This window comes from Curtobacterium sp. Csp2 (assembly GCF_013347165.1).
Window position 1 is genome coordinate 603,613 of record NZ_CP054593.1, and the last position, 21,918, is coordinate 625,530.

The 21,918-nt window shown below is 71.4% G+C and carries 20 protein-coding genes and 1 tRNA gene; 14 read left to right on the plus strand and 7 right to left on the minus strand.

What is annotated here, in order from left to right; all coding sequences use genetic code 11:
• The first annotated feature begins 34 nt into the window (after nt 1-34).
• Complete coding sequence (locus tag HUN59_RS03005) at nt 35-343, plus strand: hypothetical protein (protein ID WP_174777449.1); 309 nt, start codon at nt 35-37, stop codon at nt 341-343.
• On the opposite strand, the gene HUN59_RS03010 is transcribed toward HUN59_RS03005, so the two are convergent.
• The 4 genes from HUN59_RS03010 to HUN59_RS03025 all read right to left on the minus strand — a co-directional run bounded on the left by HUN59_RS03010 (nt 280) and on the right by HUN59_RS03025 (nt 4,849).
• On the minus strand, nt 280-933 hold the full coding sequence (locus tag HUN59_RS03010) for a response regulator transcription factor (RefSeq protein ID WP_174777450.1): 654 nt from the start codon (nt 931-933) through the stop codon (nt 280-282). The two genes, HUN59_RS03005 and HUN59_RS03010, sit on opposite strands and share 64 nt — an antisense overlap.
• A 55-nt stretch (nt 934-988) precedes the next feature.
• The gene (locus HUN59_RS03015) at nt 989-2,683 is read right to left on the minus strand and encodes a DNA repair helicase XPB (RefSeq protein WP_058740467.1); all 1,695 of its coding nucleotides are present in this window, start codon (nt 2,681-2,683) and stop codon (nt 989-991) included.
• Nucleotides 2,684-2,757: 74 nt separating this feature from the next.
• Nucleotides 2,758-4,521, minus strand: coding sequence for a helicase-associated domain-containing protein (locus tag HUN59_RS03020; RefSeq protein WP_174777451.1), 1,764 nt, complete (start codon nt 4,519-4,521; stop codon nt 2,758-2,760).
• A gap of 28 nt (nt 4,522-4,549) precedes the next feature.
• Entirely contained in the window at nt 4,550-4,849 is a 300-nt protein-coding gene (locus HUN59_RS03025; RefSeq protein ID WP_058740465.1) for a hypothetical protein, read from the minus strand.
• A 55-nt stretch (nt 4,850-4,904) separates the two neighbouring features.
• On the opposite strand from HUN59_RS03025, the gene HUN59_RS03030 reads away from it, so the two are divergent.
• Nucleotides 4,905-5,282 (plus strand): cold-shock protein, encoded by a 378-nt coding sequence (locus tag HUN59_RS03030; protein WP_058740464.1) that lies wholly within the window; start codon nt 4,905-4,907, stop codon nt 5,280-5,282.
• Nucleotides 5,282-5,923, plus strand: coding sequence for a DUF3027 domain-containing protein (locus tag HUN59_RS03035; RefSeq protein ID WP_174777452.1), 642 nt, complete (start codon nt 5,282-5,284; stop codon nt 5,921-5,923). Before HUN59_RS03030 ends, HUN59_RS03035 begins: the two co-directional genes overlap by 1 nt.
• A 123-nt stretch (nt 5,924-6,046) precedes the next feature.
• Here the strand turns inward: HUN59_RS03035 and serC are convergent, their stop codons facing one another.
• Nucleotides 6,047-7,165 (minus strand): phosphoserine transaminase, encoded by a 1,119-nt coding sequence (gene serC, locus HUN59_RS03040; protein WP_174777453.1) that lies wholly within the window; start codon nt 7,163-7,165, stop codon nt 6,047-6,049.
• A gap of 222 nt (nt 7,166-7,387) precedes the next feature.
• Here serC and HUN59_RS03045 point away from each other — a divergent pair, with 222 nt between their 5' ends.
• The 6 genes from HUN59_RS03045 to argG all read left to right on the plus strand — a co-directional run bounded on the left by HUN59_RS03045 (nt 7,388) and on the right by argG (nt 13,193).
• Nucleotides 7,388-8,083 (plus strand): metal-dependent transcriptional regulator, encoded by a 696-nt coding sequence (locus HUN59_RS03045; RefSeq protein WP_058740462.1) that lies wholly within the window; start codon nt 7,388-7,390, stop codon nt 8,081-8,083.
• A gap of 301 nt (nt 8,084-8,384) precedes the next feature.
• Nucleotides 8,385-9,350 (plus strand): C40 family peptidase, encoded by a 966-nt coding sequence (locus tag HUN59_RS19925; protein WP_083519735.1) that lies wholly within the window; start codon nt 8,385-8,387, stop codon nt 9,348-9,350.
• A gap of 378 nt (nt 9,351-9,728) precedes the next feature.
• Entirely contained in the window at nt 9,729-10,223 is a 495-nt protein-coding gene (locus HUN59_RS03055; RefSeq protein ID WP_174777454.1) for an HNH endonuclease, read from the plus strand.
• A 240-nt stretch (nt 10,224-10,463) separates the two neighbouring features.
• Nucleotides 10,464-11,567 (plus strand): epoxide hydrolase family protein, encoded by a 1,104-nt coding sequence (locus tag HUN59_RS03060; RefSeq protein ID WP_174777455.1) that lies wholly within the window; start codon nt 10,464-10,466, stop codon nt 11,565-11,567.
• A gap of 13 nt (nt 11,568-11,580) precedes the next feature.
• Nucleotides 11,581-11,655 (plus strand) — tRNA-Arg (locus HUN59_RS03065).
• Nucleotides 11,656-11,750: 95 nt separating this feature from the next.
• Entirely contained in the window at nt 11,751-13,193 is a 1,443-nt protein-coding gene (gene argG, locus HUN59_RS03070) for an argininosuccinate synthase (RefSeq protein ID WP_174777456.1), read from the plus strand.
• Nucleotides 13,194-13,296: 103 nt separating this feature from the next.
• Here the strand turns inward: argG and HUN59_RS03075 are convergent, their stop codons facing one another.
• Complete coding sequence (locus tag HUN59_RS03075; protein ID WP_174777457.1) at nt 13,297-14,451, minus strand: AI-2E family transporter; 1,155 nt, start codon at nt 14,449-14,451, stop codon at nt 13,297-13,299.
• Between the two features lie 343 nt (nt 14,452-14,794).
• Here HUN59_RS03075 and HUN59_RS03080 point away from each other — a divergent pair, with 343 nt between their 5' ends.
• Both HUN59_RS03080 and nadE read left to right on the plus strand, forming a co-directional pair.
• Complete coding sequence (locus HUN59_RS03080; RefSeq protein WP_174777458.1) at nt 14,795-14,962, plus strand: hypothetical protein; 168 nt, start codon at nt 14,795-14,797, stop codon at nt 14,960-14,962.
• 481 nt (nt 14,963-15,443) lie between these two features.
• Entirely contained in the window at nt 15,444-16,271 is an 828-nt protein-coding gene (nadE, locus tag HUN59_RS03085; protein ID WP_058740456.1) for an ammonia-dependent NAD(+) synthetase, read from the plus strand.
• 94 nt (nt 16,272-16,365) lie between these two features.
• Here nadE and HUN59_RS03090 read toward each other — a convergent pair whose 3' ends face one another.
• A complete protein-coding gene (locus HUN59_RS03090) occupies nt 16,366-16,815 on the minus strand; it encodes a hypothetical protein (RefSeq protein WP_174777459.1) in 450 nt (149 codons plus the stop codon).
• A gap of 150 nt (nt 16,816-16,965) precedes the next feature.
• On the opposite strand from HUN59_RS03090, the gene HUN59_RS03095 reads away from it, so the two are divergent.
• From HUN59_RS03095 to HUN59_RS03105, 3 genes are all read left to right on the plus strand, one after another.
• A complete protein-coding gene (locus tag HUN59_RS03095) occupies nt 16,966-18,957 on the plus strand; it encodes an MDR family MFS transporter (protein WP_174777460.1) in 1,992 nt (663 codons plus the stop codon).
• A 210-nt stretch (nt 18,958-19,167) separates the two neighbouring features.
• The gene (locus HUN59_RS03100; RefSeq protein ID WP_174777461.1) at nt 19,168-20,508 is read left to right on the plus strand and encodes an enolase C-terminal domain-like protein; all 1,341 of its coding nucleotides are present in this window, start codon (nt 19,168-19,170) and stop codon (nt 20,506-20,508) included.
• Between the two features lie 75 nt (nt 20,509-20,583).
• Nucleotides 20,584-21,819, plus strand: coding sequence for an ABC transporter substrate-binding protein (locus tag HUN59_RS03105; RefSeq protein ID WP_254629975.1), 1,236 nt, complete (start codon nt 20,584-20,586; stop codon nt 21,817-21,819).
• The last annotated feature ends 99 nt before the right edge of the window (nt 21,820-21,918 follow it).

Sequence of the window (21,918 nt, forward strand, 5' to 3'; positions counted from 1 at the left end):
CCCCGGCACACCCGCCGCTTATCCTCGGGACAGCATGCACACGCGAATGAGCCGCTGGTGGGACGGGATCTCCCTCCGCACGAAGATCACCGGGATCACGGTGCTGCTCGTCGCGCTCGGGCTCCTCGTCGCCGGACTCGGCACCATGACGGTGCTGTCGACGTACCTGATGTCGCAGCTCGACAACAACGTCAAGCAGACGACGGAGCAGCTCGAGGGCCAGAACATCAGCGACGGCGAGCAGTACTGCAAGCTGTCCGTCGTCCTGTCGCAGAGCGCCTACGTCTGGATGATCGGCTCGCTCGAGTACTGGTCGAGCTTGCGGCGCAGGTACGAGATGTAGGACTCGACGATGCCGGCGTCGCCGTTGAAGTCGTACTCCCACACGTGGTCGAGGATCTGCGCCTTCGACAGCACCCGGTTCGGGTTGAGCATGAGGTAGCGGAGGAGCTTGAACTCGGTCGGGGACAGCTCGATCTGCGCGTCGCCGATCGTGACCTCGTGCGTGTCCTGGTCCATCGTGAGCTCGCCGGCGCGGATGATCGCGTCCTCTTCGTCGTTCATCGTGCGACGCAGGATCGCCTTGATGCGCGCGACGATCTCGTCGAGCGAGAACGGCTTCGTGACGTAGTCGTCGCCGCCGACCGTGAGGCCGGTGATCTTGTCCTCGGTGTCGTCCTTCGCGGTGAGGAACAGGATCGGGGAGGTGTACCCGGACGAACGCAGGCGCTTGGTGACGCCGAAGCCGTTCATGTCGGGGAGCATCACGTCGAGGATGATCAGGTCGGGTTCCTCTTCGAGCACGGCCGAGATCGCCTGTGCCCCGTTGCCGACCGCACGGACGGCGAACCCGGCGAAACGCAGCGAGGTCGTGAGGAGGTCGCGGATGTTCGGTTCGTCGTCGACGATCAGGATCTTGGGGCCATCGGTCATGGACACATCCTCTGACCGTTCCCTAGAGGTTTCCTGGGAGCGGCTCGTGTGCCGGCTACGCGGCTGCCTGGACCTGGTCGGCGTCGAGGATGGTGTACGCGTACCCCTGCTCCGCGAGGAACCGCTGCCGGTTCTGTGCGAAGTCCTGGTCGACGGTGTCCCGCGTCACGAGCGTGTAGAACGACGCCGGCAGACCGTCCTTGTTCGGGCGCAGGAGCCGGCCGAGTCGCTGGGCCTCTTCCTGACGGGACCCGAAGGAGCCGGACACCTGGATGGCCACGGTCGCGTCGGGCAGGTCGACGGAGAAGTTCGCGACCTTCGAGACGACCAGGACGTCGATGTCGCCCTGCCGGAACGCCCGGAACAGCCGCTCGCGTTCGTCGACGGGCGTCGCCCCGGTGATCTCCGCGGCGTCGAGCGACTCCGCGAGCGCGTCGAGCTGGTCGATGTACTGCCCGATCACCAGGATCTGCTCGCCGCGGTGCTTCTCGATGAGCTCCCGCACGACCGGGGTCTTCGCCGGTGACGTCGCGGCGAGCCGGTAGCGCTCGTCGTCGCCGGACGCGGCGTACTCCAACCGGTCGGCGTGCGGCAGGTCGATCCGCACCTCGTAGCAGGCGGCGGGGGAGATGTAGCCCTGGGCCTCGATCTCCTTCCACGGGGCGTCGTAGCGCTTCGGCCCGATGAGCGAGAACACGTCGCTCTCGCGGCCGTCCTCGCGCACGAGCGTCGCGGTCAGGCCGAGCCGACGGCGCGCCTGCAGGTCCGCCGTCAGCTTGAACACCGGCGCGGGGAGCAGGTGGACCTCGTCGTAGACGATGAGGCCCCAGTCGAGGGCGTCGAGGAGCGACAGGTGCGTGTACTCGCCCTTCCGGCGGGCGGTGAGGATCTGGTACGTCGCGATCGTGACCGGGCGGATCTCCTTCGACGTGCCCGAGTACTCGCCGATGTCGTCCGCGGTCAGGGTCGTCCGGCGGAGCAGCTCGTCGCGCCACTGCCGCGCGGACACGGTGTTCGTGACGAGGATGAGCGTCGTCGCCTTGACGGTCGCCATCGCACCGGCACCGACCAGCGTCTTGCCGGCGCCGCAGGGCAGCACGACGACGCCGGAGCCCTGCGCGAAGAAGGTGTCGACCGCCTGTTCCTGGTACGGCCGCATGTGCCACGACGCCGTGTCGAGGTCGATCGGGTGCGGCTGCCCGGGTGTGTAGCCGGCGAGGTCCTCGGCCGGCCAGCCGAGCTTCACGAGCTCCTGCTTGACCTGGCCCCGTGCCCACGGCTGCAGCTCGATCTCCGAGGACGACCGCTGGTCGCCGAGCAGCGGCTTGATCCGCTTCGAGCGGGTCACCTCGGCGAGGACGGACGGGTCCTCGGCCGTCAGGAGCAGCACCGGCTGGCGCTCGAGCTCCTCGGTCGGTGAGTTCGCGATCGCCGGGGCGTCCGGACGCTCCTCGCGCCGGATCACGAGCCGTCCGTAGCGCGACACCGTGTCGCGGATGTCCACCGTGACGCTCTGCGGGACCGGGAACTTCGCGAAGCGCTCGAGCGTGCCGATCATCGACTCGGCGTCGTGCCCCGCGGCCCGTGCGTTCCAGAGCCCGAGCCGCGTGATCCGGTACGTGTGCACGTGCTCAGGGGCGCGTTCGAGCTCGGCGAAGGCGGCGAGCTCGTGCCGCGCGTCCTCGGCGTCGGGGTGCGCGACCTCGAGGAGCACGGTGCGGTCGCTCTGCACGATCAGCGGTCCGTTCATGACGGATCAGCCTAGGCGTCGCGGCTGCGAGCTGCCGTGCCCGGCCCGGACGCTGCGCGTCGCGGCCCTCGGCGTCACGCCTCGCTCTCGACCGCCACGACGAGCGACAGCGGCAGGGTGCGTTCGACGTCGACCGCCGTGTCCCGTCCGCGCACACGGCCCGCCGCGACGGAGGTCGGGACGATCGAGACGGGTCGTTCGGATCCGTCCGGCATGCGCACCGTCAGCCGGATCGGGGTCTTCCCCCGCACGGCCAGGTCGATCTGCCGGCCGAGCCACTCCTGCTCCGGCTCCGCCTCGCCGCGCTCGGTCGTCAGCCGCAGCCGCTCGACGAGTGCGTGCGCCGCCTGTTCCGGCGTGCGTCCGGCGGCACGGCGACGGACGGGAGGCACGCCCTGCGTCGCGGGGCGGGCTGCGGCCGTCAGCACGGCCGGGTAGCGCTGGTCCTCGAGCGCTGCGTGCACCACGTGCGCCGGGTGCCGGGTCACGAGGGTCGTCAGGTCGGGCCGCTCCCACGCGAGCTGGCGCAGCTCGGCGTCGACCCCGACCAGGTCGAGCTGGTCCGGCGTGCCGTGCACCCGGGTGCCGACCCCGCCCGGTCCGACGTCGACGACGATGCTGCCGTCGCGTCCGGCGACCTGTTCGACGAGGTAGCCGAGCGGCTGCGGCACGCCCGTGGCGGACAGCCGGTCCAGCAACGCGAGGAGCTCGTCCTTCGTGCTGCCGGCGCGGAGGGCACGGCGGACGGACTCCTCGGACACGCGGTACCGGGCCGCGAGCCCCGGGGCCTCGAGGTCGGCCACCGACCGGAGGGCCGCGTCGTCGGCGGGCGAGAGCGGCCCGGGAGCGATGACCGTCAGGTCGTGCTGCAGGTACACGCCCTCGACCGTGGGTGGCAGGTCGGCGGCCGCGGCGTCGGTGTCCCCGTCGAGCACGGCCCGACCGGTCGGGGTGAGCAGGCCGTCGACCGCGAGCCCGATGGACTCCGCGGTGCCGGCCACGACGAGGAGCTCCGCGTCGAGCCACCGCGCACCGGCCGGGTACGCCCAGCGCCCGAGCGCGACGAGGTCCCGCAGGTCGTCGCCGGCGCTCTCGAGCACGTCGTGCACCGCCGGGTCGAGGGCGTCCCACCATCGCCCGGCGAGCCCGACCCAGCGGTCCGGCCACGGCGCGACGAGCCAGTCGTCGCCCGCCGGTGTGGTGTGCCAGAGCCCTTCGCCGGGGTCGGCGAACCCGACGCGGGCGAGGAGCGCGAGTCGATCGGGCACGACCTCGGGATCGGTGCCGGTGCGCTCGCCGAGGGTCCTGGCGAGCGGCGTCCCGATCCCGCCCTTCACGAGCTCCTTCACGCTCCCGGCGCGGACGGCGCGCAGGAGCTCGGCGAGGACGGTCATCGTCGCGAAGGCGCGTTCGGCACCCGTGGCGCGCGCGCGATCGGGGTCGGCCGCCTGCGTGTCGTCGGCCGACCGCCGGACGCGGGACGGGCCTCCTGTCCGGTCCAGTGCCACGAGGTCGGGGTGGGCGGCCAGGCGGGCCGCGACCGCGTCGTCGACGCCGCCGGAAGCGTCCGCCAGGCCGAGCGCGACGGCGGGGGCGAGTGCGTCACCCGCCTCGCCGTCCCGCAGCGCGAGCAGCGCGGCACGGGGCAGGTGCTCGAGTGCGGCGTCGACGGCGTCGTCGGTCCGGAGCGCCTCGGCGAGGTCGAAGAAGTCGGCGGCGTGCTGCGGACCGGAGTCCGCGAGGACCGCCGCTGGCAGCCGTCGGGCCACGACGAGTCGTTCGAGGTCGTCGTCGGGCGTCGCGCGCAGGCGTGCGGCGAGGTCTGCGGTGGTCGTCATCGTCCGCCGCTCCGGTCGTCGCCGGTCCTCAGCGTGCCGACCGGTTCTCGCGGGCGCGCTTGGACCAGGTGAGTCCGAGGAGGACGAAGACGAGCACCATCCCGATCGGCAGACCGATCAGCGGGATCGCCATGATCACGGGCCAGGGCATCGAACCCTGGGCGCTCGGGACGGTCAGCCACATCACGATCATGGCCGCGATGCACAGGAAGGCGGCGATGAAGATGCCCCCGACCATGAACCCGAGGACGCGTTCGGTACGATTGAACGTCACCGAGGAGTCCGCTGCGTCGCGGGGGGTCCCGGTGGATCGGGTCGGCTTGGCCATCGACCCAGGATATCCGACGCACCACGGCCGTTCCACGACCACGAGGAGTCCACGCATGCCCACCGGCAAGGTCAAGTTCTACGACGACCAGAAGGGGTTCGGGTTCATCTCCGGAGACGACGGTGAATCCGTGTTCCTGCACGCGTCCTCGCTGCCGGACGGTGTCACCTCGGTCAAGCCCGGGACGCGGCTGGAGTACGGCGTCGTCCAGGGCAAGAAGGGCTCGCAGGCGCTGTCCGCCCGCCTGCTCGAGCCCGCACCGTCCCTCGCGAAGATGTCCCGCCGATCGGCCGACGACATGGCCGTCATCGTCGAGGACCTCGTGAAGGAGCTCGACCGCATCAGCGGCGACCTCCGGCACGGTCGCTACCCGAAGAACGGCGAGCGCATCGCCGCGATCCTGCGCCATGTCGCGGACCAGCTGGACGCCTGATGGTGGACGTCACGGAGCTCGCGCGGAAGGCGCTGCTCGAGGTCACGCCGGAGTCCACGGTGGGGCAGCCGGTCGGTACGGTCGACGAGGGCGACGGGGTCGTCTCGGTCCAGTTCTCGAACCGGATGCCCGGGTACCCCGGCTGGCGCTGGACCGTCTCGGTCGCGCAGGTCGAGGGTGACGAGCCGACCGTGCTCGAGGTCGAACTCCTGCCGGGTGACGGCTCGCTGCTCGCGCCGGAGTGGGTGCCGTGGTCCGAGCGGCTCGCCGAGTACCGGGCGGGGCACGACGACGCGGAGGCGGAGTCGGACGAGGACGACGACGAGTCCGACGAGGACGACGACGACGACGAGGACGCGGACTACGAGGACCCGGACGACGACGAGGCGGACGACGACGAGTCCGACGACGACGACGCGTTCGGCGACGAGGACGAGGACGACCTCGAGGAGTCCGACGACGACGAGCTCGACGGGGTCGACGTCGACGCGGCGGACGAGGACGACGACGAGGAGCCCGCTCCGGTGCGCTCCCGTGGCGCCCGACGTCGTGCCGCGCGGGTGCGTCCCGTCGACCCGGACGACGACCTGGAGCTGGACCGGCTCGACCCGACCGAGGTCGACCCGGACCGGCACGCCTGACGCCGGTCTCCGGGTGGCGGCCTCCGACCTCCGCAAGACGCAACGAGGGCGGTTTCCCGCAGCGACATTCCGCTGCGAGGAGCCGCCCTCGTTGCGTTTTGCGAGCCAGCCGGCCCGCGGGGGTCAGCCGCGCAGTGCCTGCACGACGAAGTCGATCGAGCGGACGAGCTGGGCGACGTCGTCCGGGTCGATCGCCGTGAAGGTCGCGACGCGGAGCTGGTTGCGCCCGAGCTTCCGGTACGGCTCGGTGTCGACGATGCCGTTCGCGCGGAGCGTCGCCGCCACGGCCTTGGCGTCGATCGCGTCGTCGAGGTCGATCGTCGCCACGACCTGCGACCGGTGCGCGGGGTCGGTGACGAACGGCGTCGCGTAGTCGACCGACTCCGCCCAGTCGTAGATCGTCGCGGACGACGTCTTCGTGCGGGTGTCCGCCCACGCGAGCCCGCCGGACTGGTTGATCCAGGAGACCTGGTCGTCGAGCATGAGCAGGGTCGCGAGCGCCGGGGTGTTCAGCGTCTGGTCGAGCCGGGAGTTGTCGACCGCGTTCTTGAGCGACAGGAACTCCGGCACGTAGCGGTCGCTCGCGGCGATCCGCTCCACGCGCTCGAGCGCCGCGGGGGAGAACAGTGCGAGCCACAGGCCGCCGTCCGAGGCGAAGTTCTTCTGCGGCGCGAAGTAGTAGACGTCGGTCGCGCTGACGTCGAAGGCCGCACCGCCGGCGGCGCTCGTGGCGTCGACGACGGTCAGGGCACCGGGGTCGCCGCCCGCGCGGACGACGGGGGCCATCACGCCCGTGGACGTCTCGTTGTGCGGGTACGCGTAGAGGTCGACGCCCTCGACCGGCTCGAGTGCGGCGAGGGAGCCACCGGGGGCCTCGACCACGTGCGGGGCCTCGAGCCACGGGGTCGCCGTGGCCTTGGCGAACTTCGAGCCGAACTCGCCGAAGGACAGGTTCTCCGCCCGGCGCTCGACGAGCCCGAACGCGGCGGCGTCCCAGAACGCGGTCGAGCCGCCGTTGCCGAGGACGACCTCGTAGCCGTCGGGGAGCTGGAACAGGTCGGCGAGCCCGCGGCGGACGCTGCCGACGAGGTCCTTGACGGGCTTCTGCCGGTGGGACGTGCCGAGGATCGTCGCCCCGCGCGTCACGAGGGACTCGAGCTGCGCGCCGCGGATCTTGGACGGTCCGCAGCCGAAGCGGCCGTCGGTCGGGAGGAGGTCGGCGGGGATGACGATGTCTGCCATGGAGCGATCCTAGCGAGCGGTGTCCCAGCCCAGCCGACCCTGCACCGGCCGGACGGGGCGGGTGTGGGGCGTGCCTCCAGGCCGGTCGTCGCGTGCCGGACCGGACCCGGATGCACATGACGATCCCTCGGGACGGTCTGTCCCCTGACGGGTGTCGGTCCGTCGCTGTCACCGCGAACAAGTAGTGTGGGGCGCGCTGGAACCGGACCTGAGAGGCGGACCGTGACCGATCTCGTCGACACCACGGAGATGTACCTCCGGACGATCCTCGACCTCGAAGAAGAGGGGATCGTCCCGCTGCGTGCGCGCATCTCCGAGCGCCTCGGTCACTCGGGTCCGACGGTCTCGCAGACCGTCGCCCGGATGGAGCGCGACGGACTCGTCGTCGTCTCCGGCGACCGGCACCTCGAGCTCACGACCGAGGGCCGCTCCCGTGCGACCCACGTGATGCGGAAGCACCGGCTCGCCGAACGCCTGCTGTCCGACGTGATCGGGCTCGACTGGGCGTTCGTGCACGACGAGGCCTGCCGCTGGGAGCACGTGATGAGCGAGCAGGTCGAGGTCCGCCTGCTCGAGATGCTCGGCAACCCGACCGAGTCGCCGTACGGCAACCCGATCCCCGGGCTGGCCGAGATCGGCGGGCCGACCGCCCCGGGGTTCCTCGACGGCGTGCGGAACATCGTCGCCGCGACCGAGGGCACCGACGCCGTCGCGACCGGGGTCGTCCGCCGTCTGGGCGAGCCGGTGCAGTTCGAACCGGAGCTCCTGCACCAGCTGCGGACCGCCGGTGTGATGCCGGGTCGGGTCGCGAGCGTGCAGCGTGCGGGGGCCTACGTGGCCGTCCGCGTCGAGGGCGAGGAGTCGGGCATCGAGCTCCCGACCGAGGTCGCCCAGCACGTCTACATCGAGCACGCCTGACCCTGGCGCGGTTCGCCCACGAGCACCCCTGAGCCTGAGAAAGCCCACAAGGTCACGCAGGTGACAGGCCTCTGATCAGGGATTCGTCATCGTTCCGTTACCGAAGCGCCGTTTCATCTCGACACGGTAACGACGCCCACGTACACTCGTCGAGTCCCGGGTCGCCCACGAGGCCCAGGACCCGTGGCAGGACGTCTCGCGCCCGTCTCCTGCCTCGATCGGAAACGATGACGAACGGATGGGGTTGCACGACCGGGAACACCCGCCCGGCCGTGGTGACGAGACGCCGGAGACACCACTCTTGACGCAGACCGGTTCCGCCGCGGACGGCCAGACCCCCGCGAACCCGACGAACACCGCGAACGCCACCCCCACGGCAGCCGCCCCGCTCACCCGGCGGGCAGCACGCCAGGCCCCCGCGACCACCTCCACCGTCCGCAAGGTGACCCCGGTCCGCGACGCACCGCTCCCCGGCGGTCGTCGTGCCGCGCAGGCCGCCCTCGCCGCCGAGAAGACGAAGGCGAGCGCCACCGCCCGCAAGCGCCGCTTCCTGGCGCCGGTCGTCCTCACCGTCGCGTGCGGCATGTTCGGCACCGTCGCGGTCGCCCCGGCGTTCGCCGCGACGCAGCAGACCGGCTCCGCAGCCGCCACCGCCCAGCGCGAGGTCCGTGCGACCCAGGCGCAGGAGTTCTCCGTGTCGGACGCCGTCGCCCTCGCCGGCACGAACCGCGACGGCTACGGCGCCACCTCGCAGGCGACCCTCGACCAGGAGGCCGCGCAGAAGGCCGCAGCGGACGCCGCCGCCGAGGCAGCGAAGCAGGCCGCGGCGACGCAGGCCGCCCGTGCCGCGACCGCGAAGCAGTACTCGTCGTACAGCGGCCCGAGCGCCGAGCAGATCGCCGCGACCTCGGCGAACACCCCGTTCTCGCTGCCGGCCGTCGTCGCGACCGCCAAGCAGTACATCGGCACGCCGTACGTCTTCGGCGGCGCGGACCCGTCCGGCTTCGACTGCTCGGGCTACGTCATGTACGTCTACGCGCAGTACGGCATCAGCCTCGCGCACTCGGTCCCGCTGCAGGACGCGGCCGGCACCACGATCCCCGAGTCCCAGGCGCAGCCCGGCGACGTCGTCGTCTTCAACGACGGCTCGCACGACGGCTTCTACATGGGCAACGGCATGATCATGGACGCGCCGAAGCCCGGCGGCAAGGTGTCGATCCGCCCGATCTGGACGAGCAGCTACCACATCGTCCGCTTCGGGATCTGACCCCGGCCCTACCCCCCGCGGTGACGACCCGTGTGTCGTTCCCGTGAACACTCCCGGAAACCGGCCCGCACACCCTCGTGCTGGGCCGGTTCCTGACGTAGCCTGATGCTGCACCGGTCCGAACACGGCCCGACCACGGGAGACCTCATGTCAGCGATCCGCACGACCCGCACCACGGGTCGGCGCGCGCTCGTGGACATACGGTCCACCGCCCCCTGCGTGCACCATCACGCCCTGACCTGACGAGAGCACTGCCCATCCGGGTGGTGCTCTTCGTGGTTCCGGGCGTGGTCGCAGACCGCGGTCCCACGTCGGCGTCGCTCGGTCCGACGCACCCGCAGCGCCTGGAAGCCGTCCAGGCACGTCGGAAGGGAACCCATGCGCACTCTCGTCCTCAACGCCGGTTACGAGCCCCTCGCGGTGATCTCGGACCGACGGGCCCTCGTGCTGGTGATGAACCAGAAGGCCGCCATCGTCACCGCCGACGCCGAGCACCCGGTCACCGGGTCGACGTCGTCGTTCGACCGTCCGTCCGTCATCATCCTCACCCGCTACGTGCGCATCCCGCACGCCCGGCTCGTGCCCGTCTCGCGCCGCGGGGTCCTCCGGCGCGACGCGAACCGCTGCGCGTACTGCGACCGGCACGCGACGACGATCGACCACGTGCAGCCGCGGTCCCGCGGCGGGCAGGACACGTGGGAGAACCTCGTCGCCTGCTGCCTGGCGTGCAACAACACCAAGGGCGACCGCACCCCGCAGGAGATGGGATGGCGACTCCGGTTCCGGCCGAAGGCGCCGCACGGTGCCTCGTGGGTGGTCCGCGGCATCGAGCGGCCGCAGTCGGAGTGGGACGAGTACCTGGTCGCCGCATAGCGGCGGCTGCTGACGCAGCCACGGGCGGACGGGAGGCACGGTGCGGCGCCGCCACGTGCCTCCCGTCCGGCGGCGGTCGCGCCCACCGACCGTGGTGGGCCGATCCGCGCGTGGTGGGCTGATCCGCGCGTGGTGGGCTGATCCGCGCGTGGTTGGTCGGGCGTTCCTGCACACCATGCGCGGAACGTCCTCCGATCGCGGGCGTGATGGGAAGGAACGTGCGGGCGTAGCGTGCGCTGCATGAGCGAGACGCCGGAGATCGACGACGCCACCATCGCGGACCTCCGGGCACGCCTCCGGGCGACCCGCTGGCCGGACGCCACCGGTGTGGACGGCTGGTCGCTCGGCGTCGACCTCGACGAACTCCGCCCACTCGTGGCGTACTGGGCCGACGGGTTCGACTTCGACGCGCACCGCGCCGCCCTGGCCGCCCTGCCGTCGCGTCTGGTCGAGGTCGACGGCATCCGGGTGCACGTGCTGCACGCGCGGTCCGGACGAGATGACTCGATCCCGCTGCTGCTCGCGCACGGTTGGCCGGACTCCGGGTGGCGGTACCGGAAGGTGCTGCCGATGCTCGTCGATGCAGGCTTCGACGTCGTCGTCCCGGACATGCCCGGCTACGGGTTCTCCGACGCGCCGCCGCAGGTCCTCGACGCGCGGCAGGTCGCCGGGATGTGGGCGGAGCTCATGACGACGCTCGGGTACGAGCGCTTCGCGGCGTCCGGCGGCGACATCGGCACGCACGTGGTCCGGTACCTCGCGCTCGACCACCCCGACCGGGTCGTCGCGGTGCACCGCATCGACGGCGGACTGGCGTGGCCGGGGCTCGACGCCTCGGCGCTGTCGCCGGCGGAGCGGGCCTTCGTCGACGAGACGGCACGGTGGCGGACCGACGAGGGCGCCTACGCGATGCTGCACCGGACGAAGCCGCAGACCGCGGCGGTGGGGCTGACGGACTCGCCGGCGGGCCTGGCGGCGTGGATCGTCGAGAAGCTGCGGTCGTGGAGCGACTGCAGCGGGGACCTGTGGTCGGTGTACACGCGGGACGAGGTGCTCGCGCTGCTGACCGAGTACTGGGCGACCGCGACGATCGGGTCGTCGATGCGGATGTACCACGCGAACGCGGCGATCCCGGCGGAGCAGCTGGCCCGGCGGGTGGAGGTGCCGTCGGGGTTCTCGGTCTTCCCGGGGGACCTCGTGCGGGCACCGCGGGAGTGGCTCGAGCGGACGACGAACCTCGTGTACCACCACGAACTCGACCGGGGCGGCCACTTCGCGCCGGCCGAGGTGCCGGAGCTGTACGTGTCCGAGGTCCGGACGTTCCTGGAGCCCTACCGCCGCTAGAGTGGACGAGCCAGCCTCTGTAGCTCAACGGAAGAGCAGTTCCGTCCTAAGGAAACGGTTGGGGGTTCGAGTCCCTCCAGGGGCACCAGGTGCACCAAGGCCGCCAGAGCACCGGGACACGATCGATCCACAACCGTCGGCCCGGACGGTAGTGCGGCCCGGCGGACCCGTACGATTGTCCCCGTGTCCAAGGTCCTGAGCAGTCTCCCCGTCGGCGAACGAGTCGGCATCGCGTTCTCCGGAGGTCTCGACACCTCCTGCGCGGTCGCCTGGATGCGCGAGAAGGGAGCGGTGCCCTGCACGTACACGGCCGACATCGGCCAGTACGACGAGCCGGACATCGACGCCGTCCCCGGTCGCGCCCACGAGTACGGCGCGGAGATCGCCCGCCTGGTCGACGCGAAGAGCGCCCTGGTCGAAGAGGGCCTCGTCGCCCTGCAGACCGGTGCCTTCCACATCCGCTCGGGCGGCAAGACGTACTTCAACACGACGCCGCTCGGCCGCGCCGTGACGGGCACGATGCTCGTCCGCGCGATGAAGGAGGACGGCGTCGACATCTGGGGCGACGGCTCCACCTACAAGGGCAACGACATCGAGCGGTTCTACCGCTACGGCCTGATGGCCAACCCGCGGCTCCGCGTCTACAAGCCGTGGCTCGACTCCGAGTTCGTCGAGGAACTCGGCGGCCGCAAGGAGATGAGCGAGTGGCTCGTCGCGCGCGGCTTCCCCTACCGCGACTCCACCGAGAAGGCGTACTCGACCGACGCCAACATCTGGGGCGCCACGCACGAGGCGAAGAGCCTCGAGGAGCTCTCCAGCGGGCTGGACATCGTCGAGCCGATCATGGGCGTCGCCGCCTGGCGCGACGACGTCGACGTCGCGACCGAGGTGGTCTCGGTCCGCTTCGAGGCCGGTCGCCCGGTCGCGATCAACGGGGTCGAGTTCCCGGACGCCGTCGCGCTGGTGTACGAGGCGAACGCCATCGGTGGTCGGCACGGCCTCGGTGCGTCCGACCAGATCGAGAACCGCATCATCGAGGCGAAGAGCCGCGGCATCTACGAGGCGCCGGGCATGGCGCTGCTGCACATCGCCTACGAGCGGCTGCTCAACGCGATCCACAACGAGGACACCGTCGCGGCGTACCACAACGAGGGTCGTCGCCTCGGCCGTCTGATGTACGAGGGCCGATGGCTCGACCCGCAGTCCCTTATGCTGCGCGAATCGCTGCAGCGCTGGGTCGCGTCGGCCGTCACCGGCGAGGTCACGCTCCGCCTGCGTCGCGGGGACGACTACACGATCCTCGACACGACCGGGCCCGCGCTGTCGTACCACCCGGACAAGCTCTCGATGGAGCGCGTCGGGGACGCCGCCTTCGGGCCGGACGACCGGATCGGGCAGCTCACGATGCGGAACCTCGACATCGCGGACTCGCGCGCGCGGCTCGAGCAGTACGCGGCGGCCGGCCTGATCGGCGGCGCGACGGGGGAACTCGTCGGGCAGCTGCAGGCGGGCGAGGCCGAGGAGATCCTCGGCGGCGCGGTCGTGACCTCCGACGCGGACGAGGCGCTCGGGCGGGCGACGGACGCCGCGTCCGAGGGTGCTGCGTTCGACTCCGGGACCGACTGACCCGTCCCGTCGGCTCGACGCCGGACACGACGAAGGGGAGCCACCGCCGCGCGCGGGGGCTCCCCTTCGTGGTGCGTGGGCGGCGTCGGTGCCGCGCCCCGCGCTACCGCCGCTCGGCGGTCTCCGGGCGTTTCTGCCGCCACGGCAGCGCCGGCTGCCCCGGGCCGTCCCACACCTGCACGGCACCCCAGGCCGCGGCCAGCAGCGGCACCGAGATGATCGCGCCGGTGATGCCCGCGAGCACCGTCCCCGCGGTCAGGCCGATCAGGATGACGAGCCCGTGCAGCTTGAGCGTCTTGCCCATCAGGACGGGCTGGAGCAGGTTGCCCTCGAGCTGGTTCACGAGCACCACGATGCCGACGACGATGAGCGCGGCGACGGGGCCGTTCGCGACGAGGGCCACCAGGGCGGCGAGGATGCCGGCGGCGGTCGCGCCGACGATCGGGATGAACGCCGTGATGAAGACGACGACGGCGAGGGGGAGCGCCAGCGGGACCCCGACGATCGCGAGCCCGACGCCGATGCCGATCGCGTCGACTGCGGCGACGCTGGCCGTGCCCCGGACGTACCCGCCGAGGGTCTGCACCACGCGGTCGCCCACGCGGCGCGCCCGCTCGTAGCGGGCACCGGTGAAGGGTCGGAGCAGGAACTCCCAGATCGCCGGACCGTCCTTGAGGAAGAAGAACAGCACGACGATCATCAGCACGAGGCCGGTGAGGAAGTTCGCGGTCGCCGAGGCGCCCGCGAGTGCGCCGGAGCCGAACTGCGAACTGGTCAGGAAGTCCTGGACCCCGTCGACGACCTGGTCCACCTGCTGGTCGGAGATCGCGAACGGCAGGTGGTCGACCGCGTCCTGGAGCTGCTGGAACCCGCTGATCGCGGACTTCTGCAGGTCCGGCCACTGGGCGATCACGGCGACGACGATGAGCCACCCGACGAGCCCGAGCACGACGAGCACACCGAGCAGCACCGCGAGGGTCGCGAGCACCGACGGCACCTTGTGGCGTCGGAGCCAGGAGACCACGGGGTGCATGGCCGACGCGATGATGAGCGCGAGGAGCACCGGGATGGTCACGACGCTCAGCGTCGCCGCGGCGTAGACGATGCCGATCGCGACGACGAGCACCACGATGATCTGCAGGCAGCGGGTCGCGAGGGTGCCGAACGGGTCGGCCCACCTGCGGGCGAAGACACCGGGTGCGGCGTCGGGGCGGGCGGCGTCGGACTGGGCGTCGCTGGGACGGCCGAACAGGGGCATGGGGCTCCTCGTGGTCGTGCGGAGCCACCACGCTACCGGCGCGGCAGCACCTCGGCAGGGTCGCCGCTAACCGCACCCACCTGGACGCGGTCCACCGTCACTCCTACCCTGGAGTCACCGGGTTCTCCTCCAGGTTCCCGTCGTCACGATGCCCTCGCGGTCCGCGAGGTCTGGCACAGCGGGACGGCCCGGTCGGATCCGAGGTCTGCAACTCCTCGATGAAGGGCTGGTCCGCAATGACCGCCACGTACTGCTCGTGCACCGCACACCCCCTCGACTTCTCGGCGGGTCAGACCCGCACCCCGGTCACCTCGTTCGCCACGACCGCCCTGCAGGTGCTCTCGTGACGGCCCGCATCCCGGAGGACTGGCACCGGCACGGCCTCCGGTCCCCGGACGAGGTCGCCGACATCATCTCCGAGCGGATCGGTGGCGCCTCGGACGCGTCCGCGCCCGCCGGCGCGGAGCACGACGAACCGTCGTACGCCGACTTCCTCGGCGAGCAGGTCTGACCCGAGCGCGACCGACGACGCGACGCGACGGGTCCACCTGACGAGACCGCGCGTCGCGACGCGACCACCCAACGGACGGGAGGCACGGTGCCAGCTGGCACCGTGCCTCCCGTCCGTCAGTGCGGTCCGTGGCTGTCACTAGCCGTTCCGCGCGGATCCTTGTAGATTGCTCACGTCTCCGCGAGCCCGGCGGAGGTGCCTCCACATCACCGGTGGAGCGCGGATCAGCGGGGGGCACGGGGTGACCCGTGGCCGCCGGAGAGCGAGGACCCGAGTGCACGACCACGACACCCACCCCCTGGACCGGCACGTCGGCCCGCCCCACGTCGAACGTTTCCGCCTGACCCGCGGCGACGAGACGTTGCGCGTGGTCTGCACCTGCGCGATCGGGACGGACCACGACAACACCATCCGCCCGGAAGGAGCCGCGACCTCGCGGTGAATCCGTGCCGTCCGCGGCCCCGCGCGCGATACTGGAGCGGTGCGTGAACTCCAAGCCGCCATCGCCGCGGACCTCGACGTCCAGCCGACCATCGACCCGGAGCAGGAGATCGCCCGACGCGTCGGGTTCCTCCGGGACTACCTGACCACCACGGGTGCGAAGGGCTTCGTCCTCGCCGTCAGCGGCGGTCAGGACTCCACGCTCGCCGGGCGGCTGACGCAGCTCGCGGTCGAGGGCCTGCGCGCCGACGGGCACCCGGCCGAGTTCGTCACGGTGCGCATGCCGTACCGCGTGCAGGCCGACGAGGACGACGCGCAGCTCGCCCTCCGCTTCATCGCGGCGGACCCGGGCATCGTCGTGAACATCGAGCACGGGGTCGACGGGGTGGTGCAGGACACCACGGCCGCCGGCGTCGAGCTGAGCGACTTCGTCAAGGGCAACGTCAAGGCGCGCATGCGGATGGTCGCGCAGTACGCGGTCGCCGGGCAGCGCGGGCTCCTCGTCGTGGGCACGGACCACGCGGCCGAGGCGGTCACGGGCTTCTTCACGAAGTACGGCGACGGCGGCGTGGACCTCACCCCGCTGACGGGCCTCACGAAGACCCAGGGGCGGCAGCTGCTCGAGCACCTCGGGGCGCCCGCCCGACTCTACGAGAAGGCGCCGACGGCCGACCTGCTCGACGACCTGCCCGGCCAGACGGACGAAGCGAACCTCGGCCTGACCTACGCCGAGATCGACGCGTACCTGCAGGGCCACGACGTCCCGGACGAGGTCGCCGAGGCGATCGAGGCGCGCTACCGCGCGACCGAGCACAAGCGCCAGGTCCCGGCGACGCCCTTCGACGCGTGGTGGCGCCAGGGCTCCTAGTCACCAGGAGGGCGCCGGGTCACCACCGGGGCCACGGACAGGAGGCACGGTGCGGGTCGGTCCCGCACCGTGCCTCCTCGCGTGCTCGGGCTGGTCAGCCGTCGTCGCCGTCGTCGCGTCGCTGCGGGCGCCCGGCGTCCTCGCGCTCGCCGGGACCTGCGTCCGTCCCCGGGTCCGCCTCCGTCGGCTGCGGCGCGCTCGCGGCTGCGGCGTCCCGCTCGGCCGCCAGGCGCTGTTGCCAGACGACGCTGCGGGCCGCGCCCTCGAGCACGTCGTCGACGCTGCTGCCGGTCTTCGCCGCGAGTGCGCCGCTCAGGCCGGCCGTCAGGGTGCCGCCAGCCGATGCCAGGCGCTCGACGACCTGCTCCTGCCGGTCCGTCAAGGGTTCGTCGACCATGCTGTCGATCGTCTCGCGGATGTTCTCCTCGCTGGCGTCGAGTGCGCCGTCGTCCCCGGCGTGCAGGGCGGCGGCCTCGCCGACGACGACGAGTCCGAGCCGTGCGGCGTCGTCCTCCGGGCGTGGGTGTTCGTTCGCGTCGGTCATGGCGGGGACGGTACGCCGGACGGCCTGGACGTGGGACCACCACCGTCCGCTGCCTGAGGAGGCGTGCAGACATGGCAACCTTGCGTTGGTGGCAAACGTGCTGCGGGTGTAAAGTTGCACGGTCTGCAAGAGAGAGTCCCAGGAGGATCGATGTCCACTGCCACCGCACCCGTCGAGGTGCAGCGCGGCCGACCGGAGGCCTCGCCTGCCGCACCCGCGAAGCCGATCATGACGCACCGCCAGATCCTGCTCGTCATCTACGGGCTGATGGCGGGCATGTTCCTGTCCTCGCTCGACCAGACGATCGTCGGCACCGCGATCCGCACCATCGGTGACGACCTGCACGGGCTCGACCAGCAGGCGTGGGTCACGACGGCGTACCTGATCGCGTCGACGATCACCACGCCGATCTACGGGAAGCTCTCCGACGTCTTCGGCCGCCGACCGCTCTACATCTTCGGCATCAGCGTCTTCGTGCTCGGTTCGCTGCTCTCGACCTTCTCGACCTCGATGGTCATGCTCGCCGCCTTCCGGGCGTTCCAGGGCATCGGTGCGGGCGCGCTCATGTCGCTGCCGCTCGCGATCATGGGCGACATCCTCGCGCCCCGGGAGCGTGCGAAGTACCAGGGCTACTTCCTCGCGGTGTTCGGCATCTCGTCGGTCATCGGTCCGCTCATCGGTGGGCTGTTCGCCGGTGCGTCCTCGATCCTCGGGGTCACCGGGTGGCGCTGGGTGTTCCTGGTCAACGTCCCGATCGGCGTCGGTGCGCTCCTCATGGTGATCGCGTTCCTGCACCTGCCGAAGTTCGGCGACGCCGCACGGAAGCCGCGCATCGACTGGTGGGGTGCGACCGCGGTGATCGTGGCCCTCGTGCCGCTGCTGCTCGTGGCCGAGCAGGGCCGCACCTGGGGCTGGGCCTCCGCCGGCTCCATCGCCTGCTACGTCGTCGGCGGACTCGGGATCGTGGCGTTCCTGGTCGCCGAGACGCTCATGCGCGACGACGCGATCATCCCGCTCAAGCTGTTCCGTTCGGGGACGTTCTCGATGGCCACGGTCCTCGGGTTCCTGGTCGGCTTCGCGATGTTCGGTGCCATGCTGACCATCCCGCTGTACCTGCAGATCGTCACGGGGCTCACCCCGACGGAGTCCGGCTTCGCGACCCTGCCGATGATCGGCGGCCTGATGATCGCGTCGATCGCCTCAGGCCAGATCGTGGCGCGCACCGGCCGCTACCGGGTGTTCCCGGTGATCGGGACCGCGCTGGTGTCCGCCGGCTACGTCGTGCTGACGTTCATGACGATCGACAAGCCGCTCTGGTTCCTGATGATCGGCATGTTCCTCATCGGCCTCGGCCTCGGCCAGCTCATGCAGAGCATCACCCTGGCATCGCAGAACTCGGTCCAGCCGCGCGACATGGGCGTGGCGACGTCGTCGGCGACCTTCTTCCGGCAGATCGGCGGGACGCTCGGCACCGCGGTGCTCCTGAGCGTGCTGTTCTCGCTCATGCCGACGAACATCACCGCGGCGACCGCCGACAGGGCGAACCTGACCGGCGCGCTCGACGCGGCCCTGAACCCGACCGTCGCGAGCGCGAAGGTCAACCGGGGCGTGATGGACCAGCTGTGGACACCGATCGTCACCCCGCTCGAGCAGCAGGTGCAGTCCGGGCTCGACCAGGCCACGGCGAAGGTGACCGCGGCGACGGCCGGCGCCCCGGAGGCCGTGCAGCAGCAGGCGCTCGCATCCGCGGCCGACCAGGCGCACGCGTCCGTGCAGGGTGATCGCCTGGTGGTCGACTGGTCGGACACCGCGCAGCGCACCTACTGGGTCGACCAGCTCGCGCCGAAGCTGTCCGACGCGATCTCGTCCGGGTCCGGCAAGGGCGGGAGCGCCGCCGCGGAGACGAGCGACACCTCGTTCCTGAACGGTGCGGACCCCGCGCTGACGAAGCCCTTCATGACGGGCTTCAACGCCTCGGCGGTCACCGTCTACTGGGTCGGCTTCGCGGTGATCCTGCTCGCGTTCGTCCTGAGCTGGTTCTTCAAGGCGCCCCCGCTCCGGAAGAGCTCGGCGCTGCAGGAGCAGGCCGACCGGGCCGGTGGGGCGGAGGACCTCGCCGCGACGGCGGCGGTCCGCGCCTGACCCGATCGCGAGCTGGTGCGTCCCCGCCCGGATGACGCGGTCCGCAGAACGCCCCGTGGCAGCTGCCACGGGGCGTTCTCCGTGTCACCGGTAGGACGACTACGCCGGTCCTGACCGCAGAACGCGGACCGATCGGCTCTTGACAGCAGATACATCCGATGTTTCGATGTCCTCGTTCGGTCGACGGCGACCGGACGGGCAGGAGCAACGATGAGCCGCATCACCGGTCTGCGGGTCCGGGACATCCGGTTCCCGACCTCGCGGGAGCACGACGGGTCGGACGCGATGAACCCCGACCCCGACTACTCCGCGGCGTACGTGGAGGTCACCACGGACGCCGTCGACGGCCTGACCGGTTCGGCGTTCGTGTTCACGATCGGCCGGGGCAACGAGGTGCAGGAGGCCGCGATCGCCGCGCTCCGCGGGCACGTCGTCGGCCGCGACGCCGAGGCACTGCTCGCCGACATGGGCGGCACGTGGCGGAGCATGGTGCACGACTCGCAGCTGCGGTGGCTCGGCCCGGAGAAGGGCGTGATGCACATGGCCATCGGCGCAGTGGTGAACGCGCTGTGGGACCTGAAGGCCAAGCGCGCCGGACTGCCCCTGTGGGCGCTCCTGGCATCGATGTCGCCGGAGGACCTGGTCGACCTGGTCGACTTCCGGTACCTGACCGACGCGATCACCCCGTCCGAGGCCCTCGAGCTGTTCCGCACCGCCGAGCCCCTCCGTGCGGAACGCCGACGCCGGCTCGAGCAGTCCGGCTACCCGGCGTACACGACCACGCCCGGCTGGCTCGGCTACGACGACGACAAGCTCGCCCGCCTGTGCCGCGAGGCGGTTGCCGACGGCTTCACCCAGATCAAGCTCAAGGTCGGCGGCAGCGTCGACGAGGACGTCCGACGTCTCCGGATCGCCCGGCAGGTCGTCGGCCCGGACGTCCGGATCGCGATCGACGCGAACCAGCGGTGGGACGTCGACGAGGCGGTCGAGTGGATCGACCGGCTGCGGGAGTTCGACATCGCCTGGGTCGAGGAACCGACGAGTCCGGACGACGTCCTCGGGCACGCCGAGATCGCCCGCCGCATCGCCCCGGTGCCGGTGGCGACCGGGGAGCACATGGCGAACCGCGTGATCGCGAAGCAGCTCATCCAGGCGGACGCGATGCGGGTGCTGCAGATCGACGCCACCCGGGTCGCCGGCGTCAACGAGAACGTCGCGATCCTGCTCCTCGCCGCCAAGCACGGCGTCCGGGTCTGCCCCCACGCGGGCGGCGTCGGGCTGTGCGAGGCGGTGCAGCACCTGTCGATGTTCGACGCGGTCGCGCTCTCCGGGGCGCTCGAGGACCGCTGCATCGAGTTCGTCGACCACCTGCACGAGCACTTCGTGACCCCGGTCGACGTCCGCGGCGGCCGCTACTGGCCCCCGACCGCCCCGGGCGCCGGCACCGAGATGCTCGCCGACTCCCTCGACGCCCACACCTACCCCGACGGCCCGGTCTGGGCGGCGGCCTCGGCCGCCGACCCGGTCCGCGACACGATCCGCGTCGCCTGAGCCGGACACGTCAGACCGACTCGCCAGACCAACCCCGACACACCCCAGCACCACCACGACGAAGTGGAGACACCGATGCAACGACGTTTCATCGCGGGGCTCGCGGCAGCAGCTGCCGTGACCCTCGTGCTGACCGGCTGTTCCTCCGGCAGCAGCGCCGGCGGCGGCCAGACCGAGGACTCCCTGACCTGGTCCATGTGGATCGCCGGGAAGGAGGACCAGGCCGCTTGGCAGAAGGTCGCCGACACCGTCAAGAGCGACGACGGAATCACCCTGACGATCCAGGGCGCGCCGTTCGAGAACTACTTCACGAAGCTCAGCGCGCAGCTCAGCGGCGGCAGCGCCCAGTGTGTCGTGAGCATGCAGTCCCTGCGCGCCGCGAACTACACCTCGTCGCTCCTGCCGCTCGACGACCTGGCAAAGAAGGACGGGCTCGACCTGTCCGCGTTCGACAGCACCGCGCTCGACGGCATGAAGGTGGACGGCAAGCTCTACGGGCTGCCGTACGACACCGGGCCCATCATGATGTTCTACAACCGGGACCTGTTCAAGCAGGCCGGCGTCGACGAGCCGAAGCCCGGCTGGACCGTCGACCAGTTCGAGGCCGCCGGCGCCGCGCTCAAGGCGAAGGGCATCACCGAGTTCGGCTCCACCGTCAGCGACCTGAACCTCGAGTCGATGATCTACGGTTACAACGGCGGCCGGGTGATCACCGAGGGCGGGAAGATCGACGCCACGGACGCGAAGTTCGCCGAGGGCCTGGACTGGCTCGGCAGCCTGGTGAAGAAGGGCTACGCCACGCAGGCGTCGTCCGACTCGTCCCAGTCGAGCAACGACTTCGCCGCCGGCAAGGTCGCCATGTACACCGACGGTCCGTGGTCGCTCATCAGCCAGAAGGCCAAGGTGCAGTTCGACCTGGGCGTCACGACGCTGCCGAGCGGCACGTCCGGCCCGTCGACCTTCGCGGCCGGCTCGGGCTTCGGCATCTCGAAGCAGTGCAAGTACCCGGAGCAGGCGTTCAAGGCCGTCCAGACGATGACGAGCGAGAAGGTCCTGACCTCGCTCGCCGAGGAGGGCCGCGCCTTCCCGGGACGCACCGCCGCCCAGGCGTCGTGGTACTCCAGCGCCGGCATCGAGGGCGCCGAGGAGGCGCTCAAGGCCGCGCTGGCGAAGTCGTCGCCGCTGCTCGGCAACAAGCAGAGCGACCAGCTCTCGCAGCTCTTCACGCAGTACGCCCTGCAGGCGGTCAACGGGCAGGCCTCGGGGAAGGACACCATGTCCTCCATCTCGGGTCAGCTCGGCTCGCAGTGAGCGAGCCCACCACGTGACGGACTGGAGGCACGGGTCGACCCCGCCCCGTGCCTCCCGTCCGCCCCATCCCGCCACCAGGACCGCGTGAACGACGAGGAG

Coding starts and splice junctions, on each gene's coding strand:
- HUN59_RS03005 (WP_174777449.1), top strand. CDS start 35: ATGCACACGCGAATGAGCCGCTGGTGGGACGGGATCTCCCTCCGCACG.
- HUN59_RS03010 (WP_174777450.1), bottom strand. CDS start 933: ATGACCGATGGCCCCAAGATCCTGATCGTCGACGACGAACCGAACATC.
- HUN59_RS03015 (WP_058740467.1), bottom strand. CDS start 2,683: ATGAACGGACCGCTGATCGTGCAGAGCGACCGCACCGTGCTCCTCGAG.
- HUN59_RS03020 (WP_174777451.1), bottom strand. CDS start 4,521: ATGACGACCACCGCAGACCTCGCCGCACGCCTGCGCGCGACGCCCGAC.
- HUN59_RS03025 (WP_058740465.1), bottom strand. CDS start 4,849: ATGGCCAAGCCGACCCGATCCACCGGGACCCCCCGCGACGCAGCGGAC.
- HUN59_RS03030 (WP_058740464.1), top strand. CDS start 4,905: ATGCCCACCGGCAAGGTCAAGTTCTACGACGACCAGAAGGGGTTCGGG.
- HUN59_RS03035 (WP_174777452.1), top strand. CDS start 5,282: ATGGTGGACGTCACGGAGCTCGCGCGGAAGGCGCTGCTCGAGGTCACG.
- serC (WP_174777453.1), bottom strand. CDS start 7,165: ATGGCAGACATCGTCATCCCCGCCGACCTCCTCCCGACCGACGGCCGC.
- HUN59_RS03055 (WP_174777454.1), top strand. CDS start 9,729: ATGCGCACTCTCGTCCTCAACGCCGGTTACGAGCCCCTCGCGGTGATC.
- HUN59_RS03060 (WP_174777455.1), top strand. CDS start 10,464: ATGAGCGAGACGCCGGAGATCGACGACGCCACCATCGCGGACCTCCGG.
- HUN59_RS03075 (WP_174777457.1), bottom strand. CDS start 14,451: ATGCCCCTGTTCGGCCGTCCCAGCGACGCCCAGTCCGACGCCGCCCGC.
- HUN59_RS03090 (WP_174777459.1), bottom strand. CDS start 16,815: ATGACCGACGCGAACGAACACCCACGCCCGGAGGACGACGCCGCACGG.
- HUN59_RS03095 (WP_174777460.1), top strand. CDS start 16,966: ATGTCCACTGCCACCGCACCCGTCGAGGTGCAGCGCGGCCGACCGGAG.
- HUN59_RS03100 (WP_174777461.1), top strand. CDS start 19,168: ATGAGCCGCATCACCGGTCTGCGGGTCCGGGACATCCGGTTCCCGACC.
- HUN59_RS03105 (WP_254629975.1), top strand. CDS start 20,584: ATGCAACGACGTTTCATCGCGGGGCTCGCGGCAGCAGCTGCCGTGACC.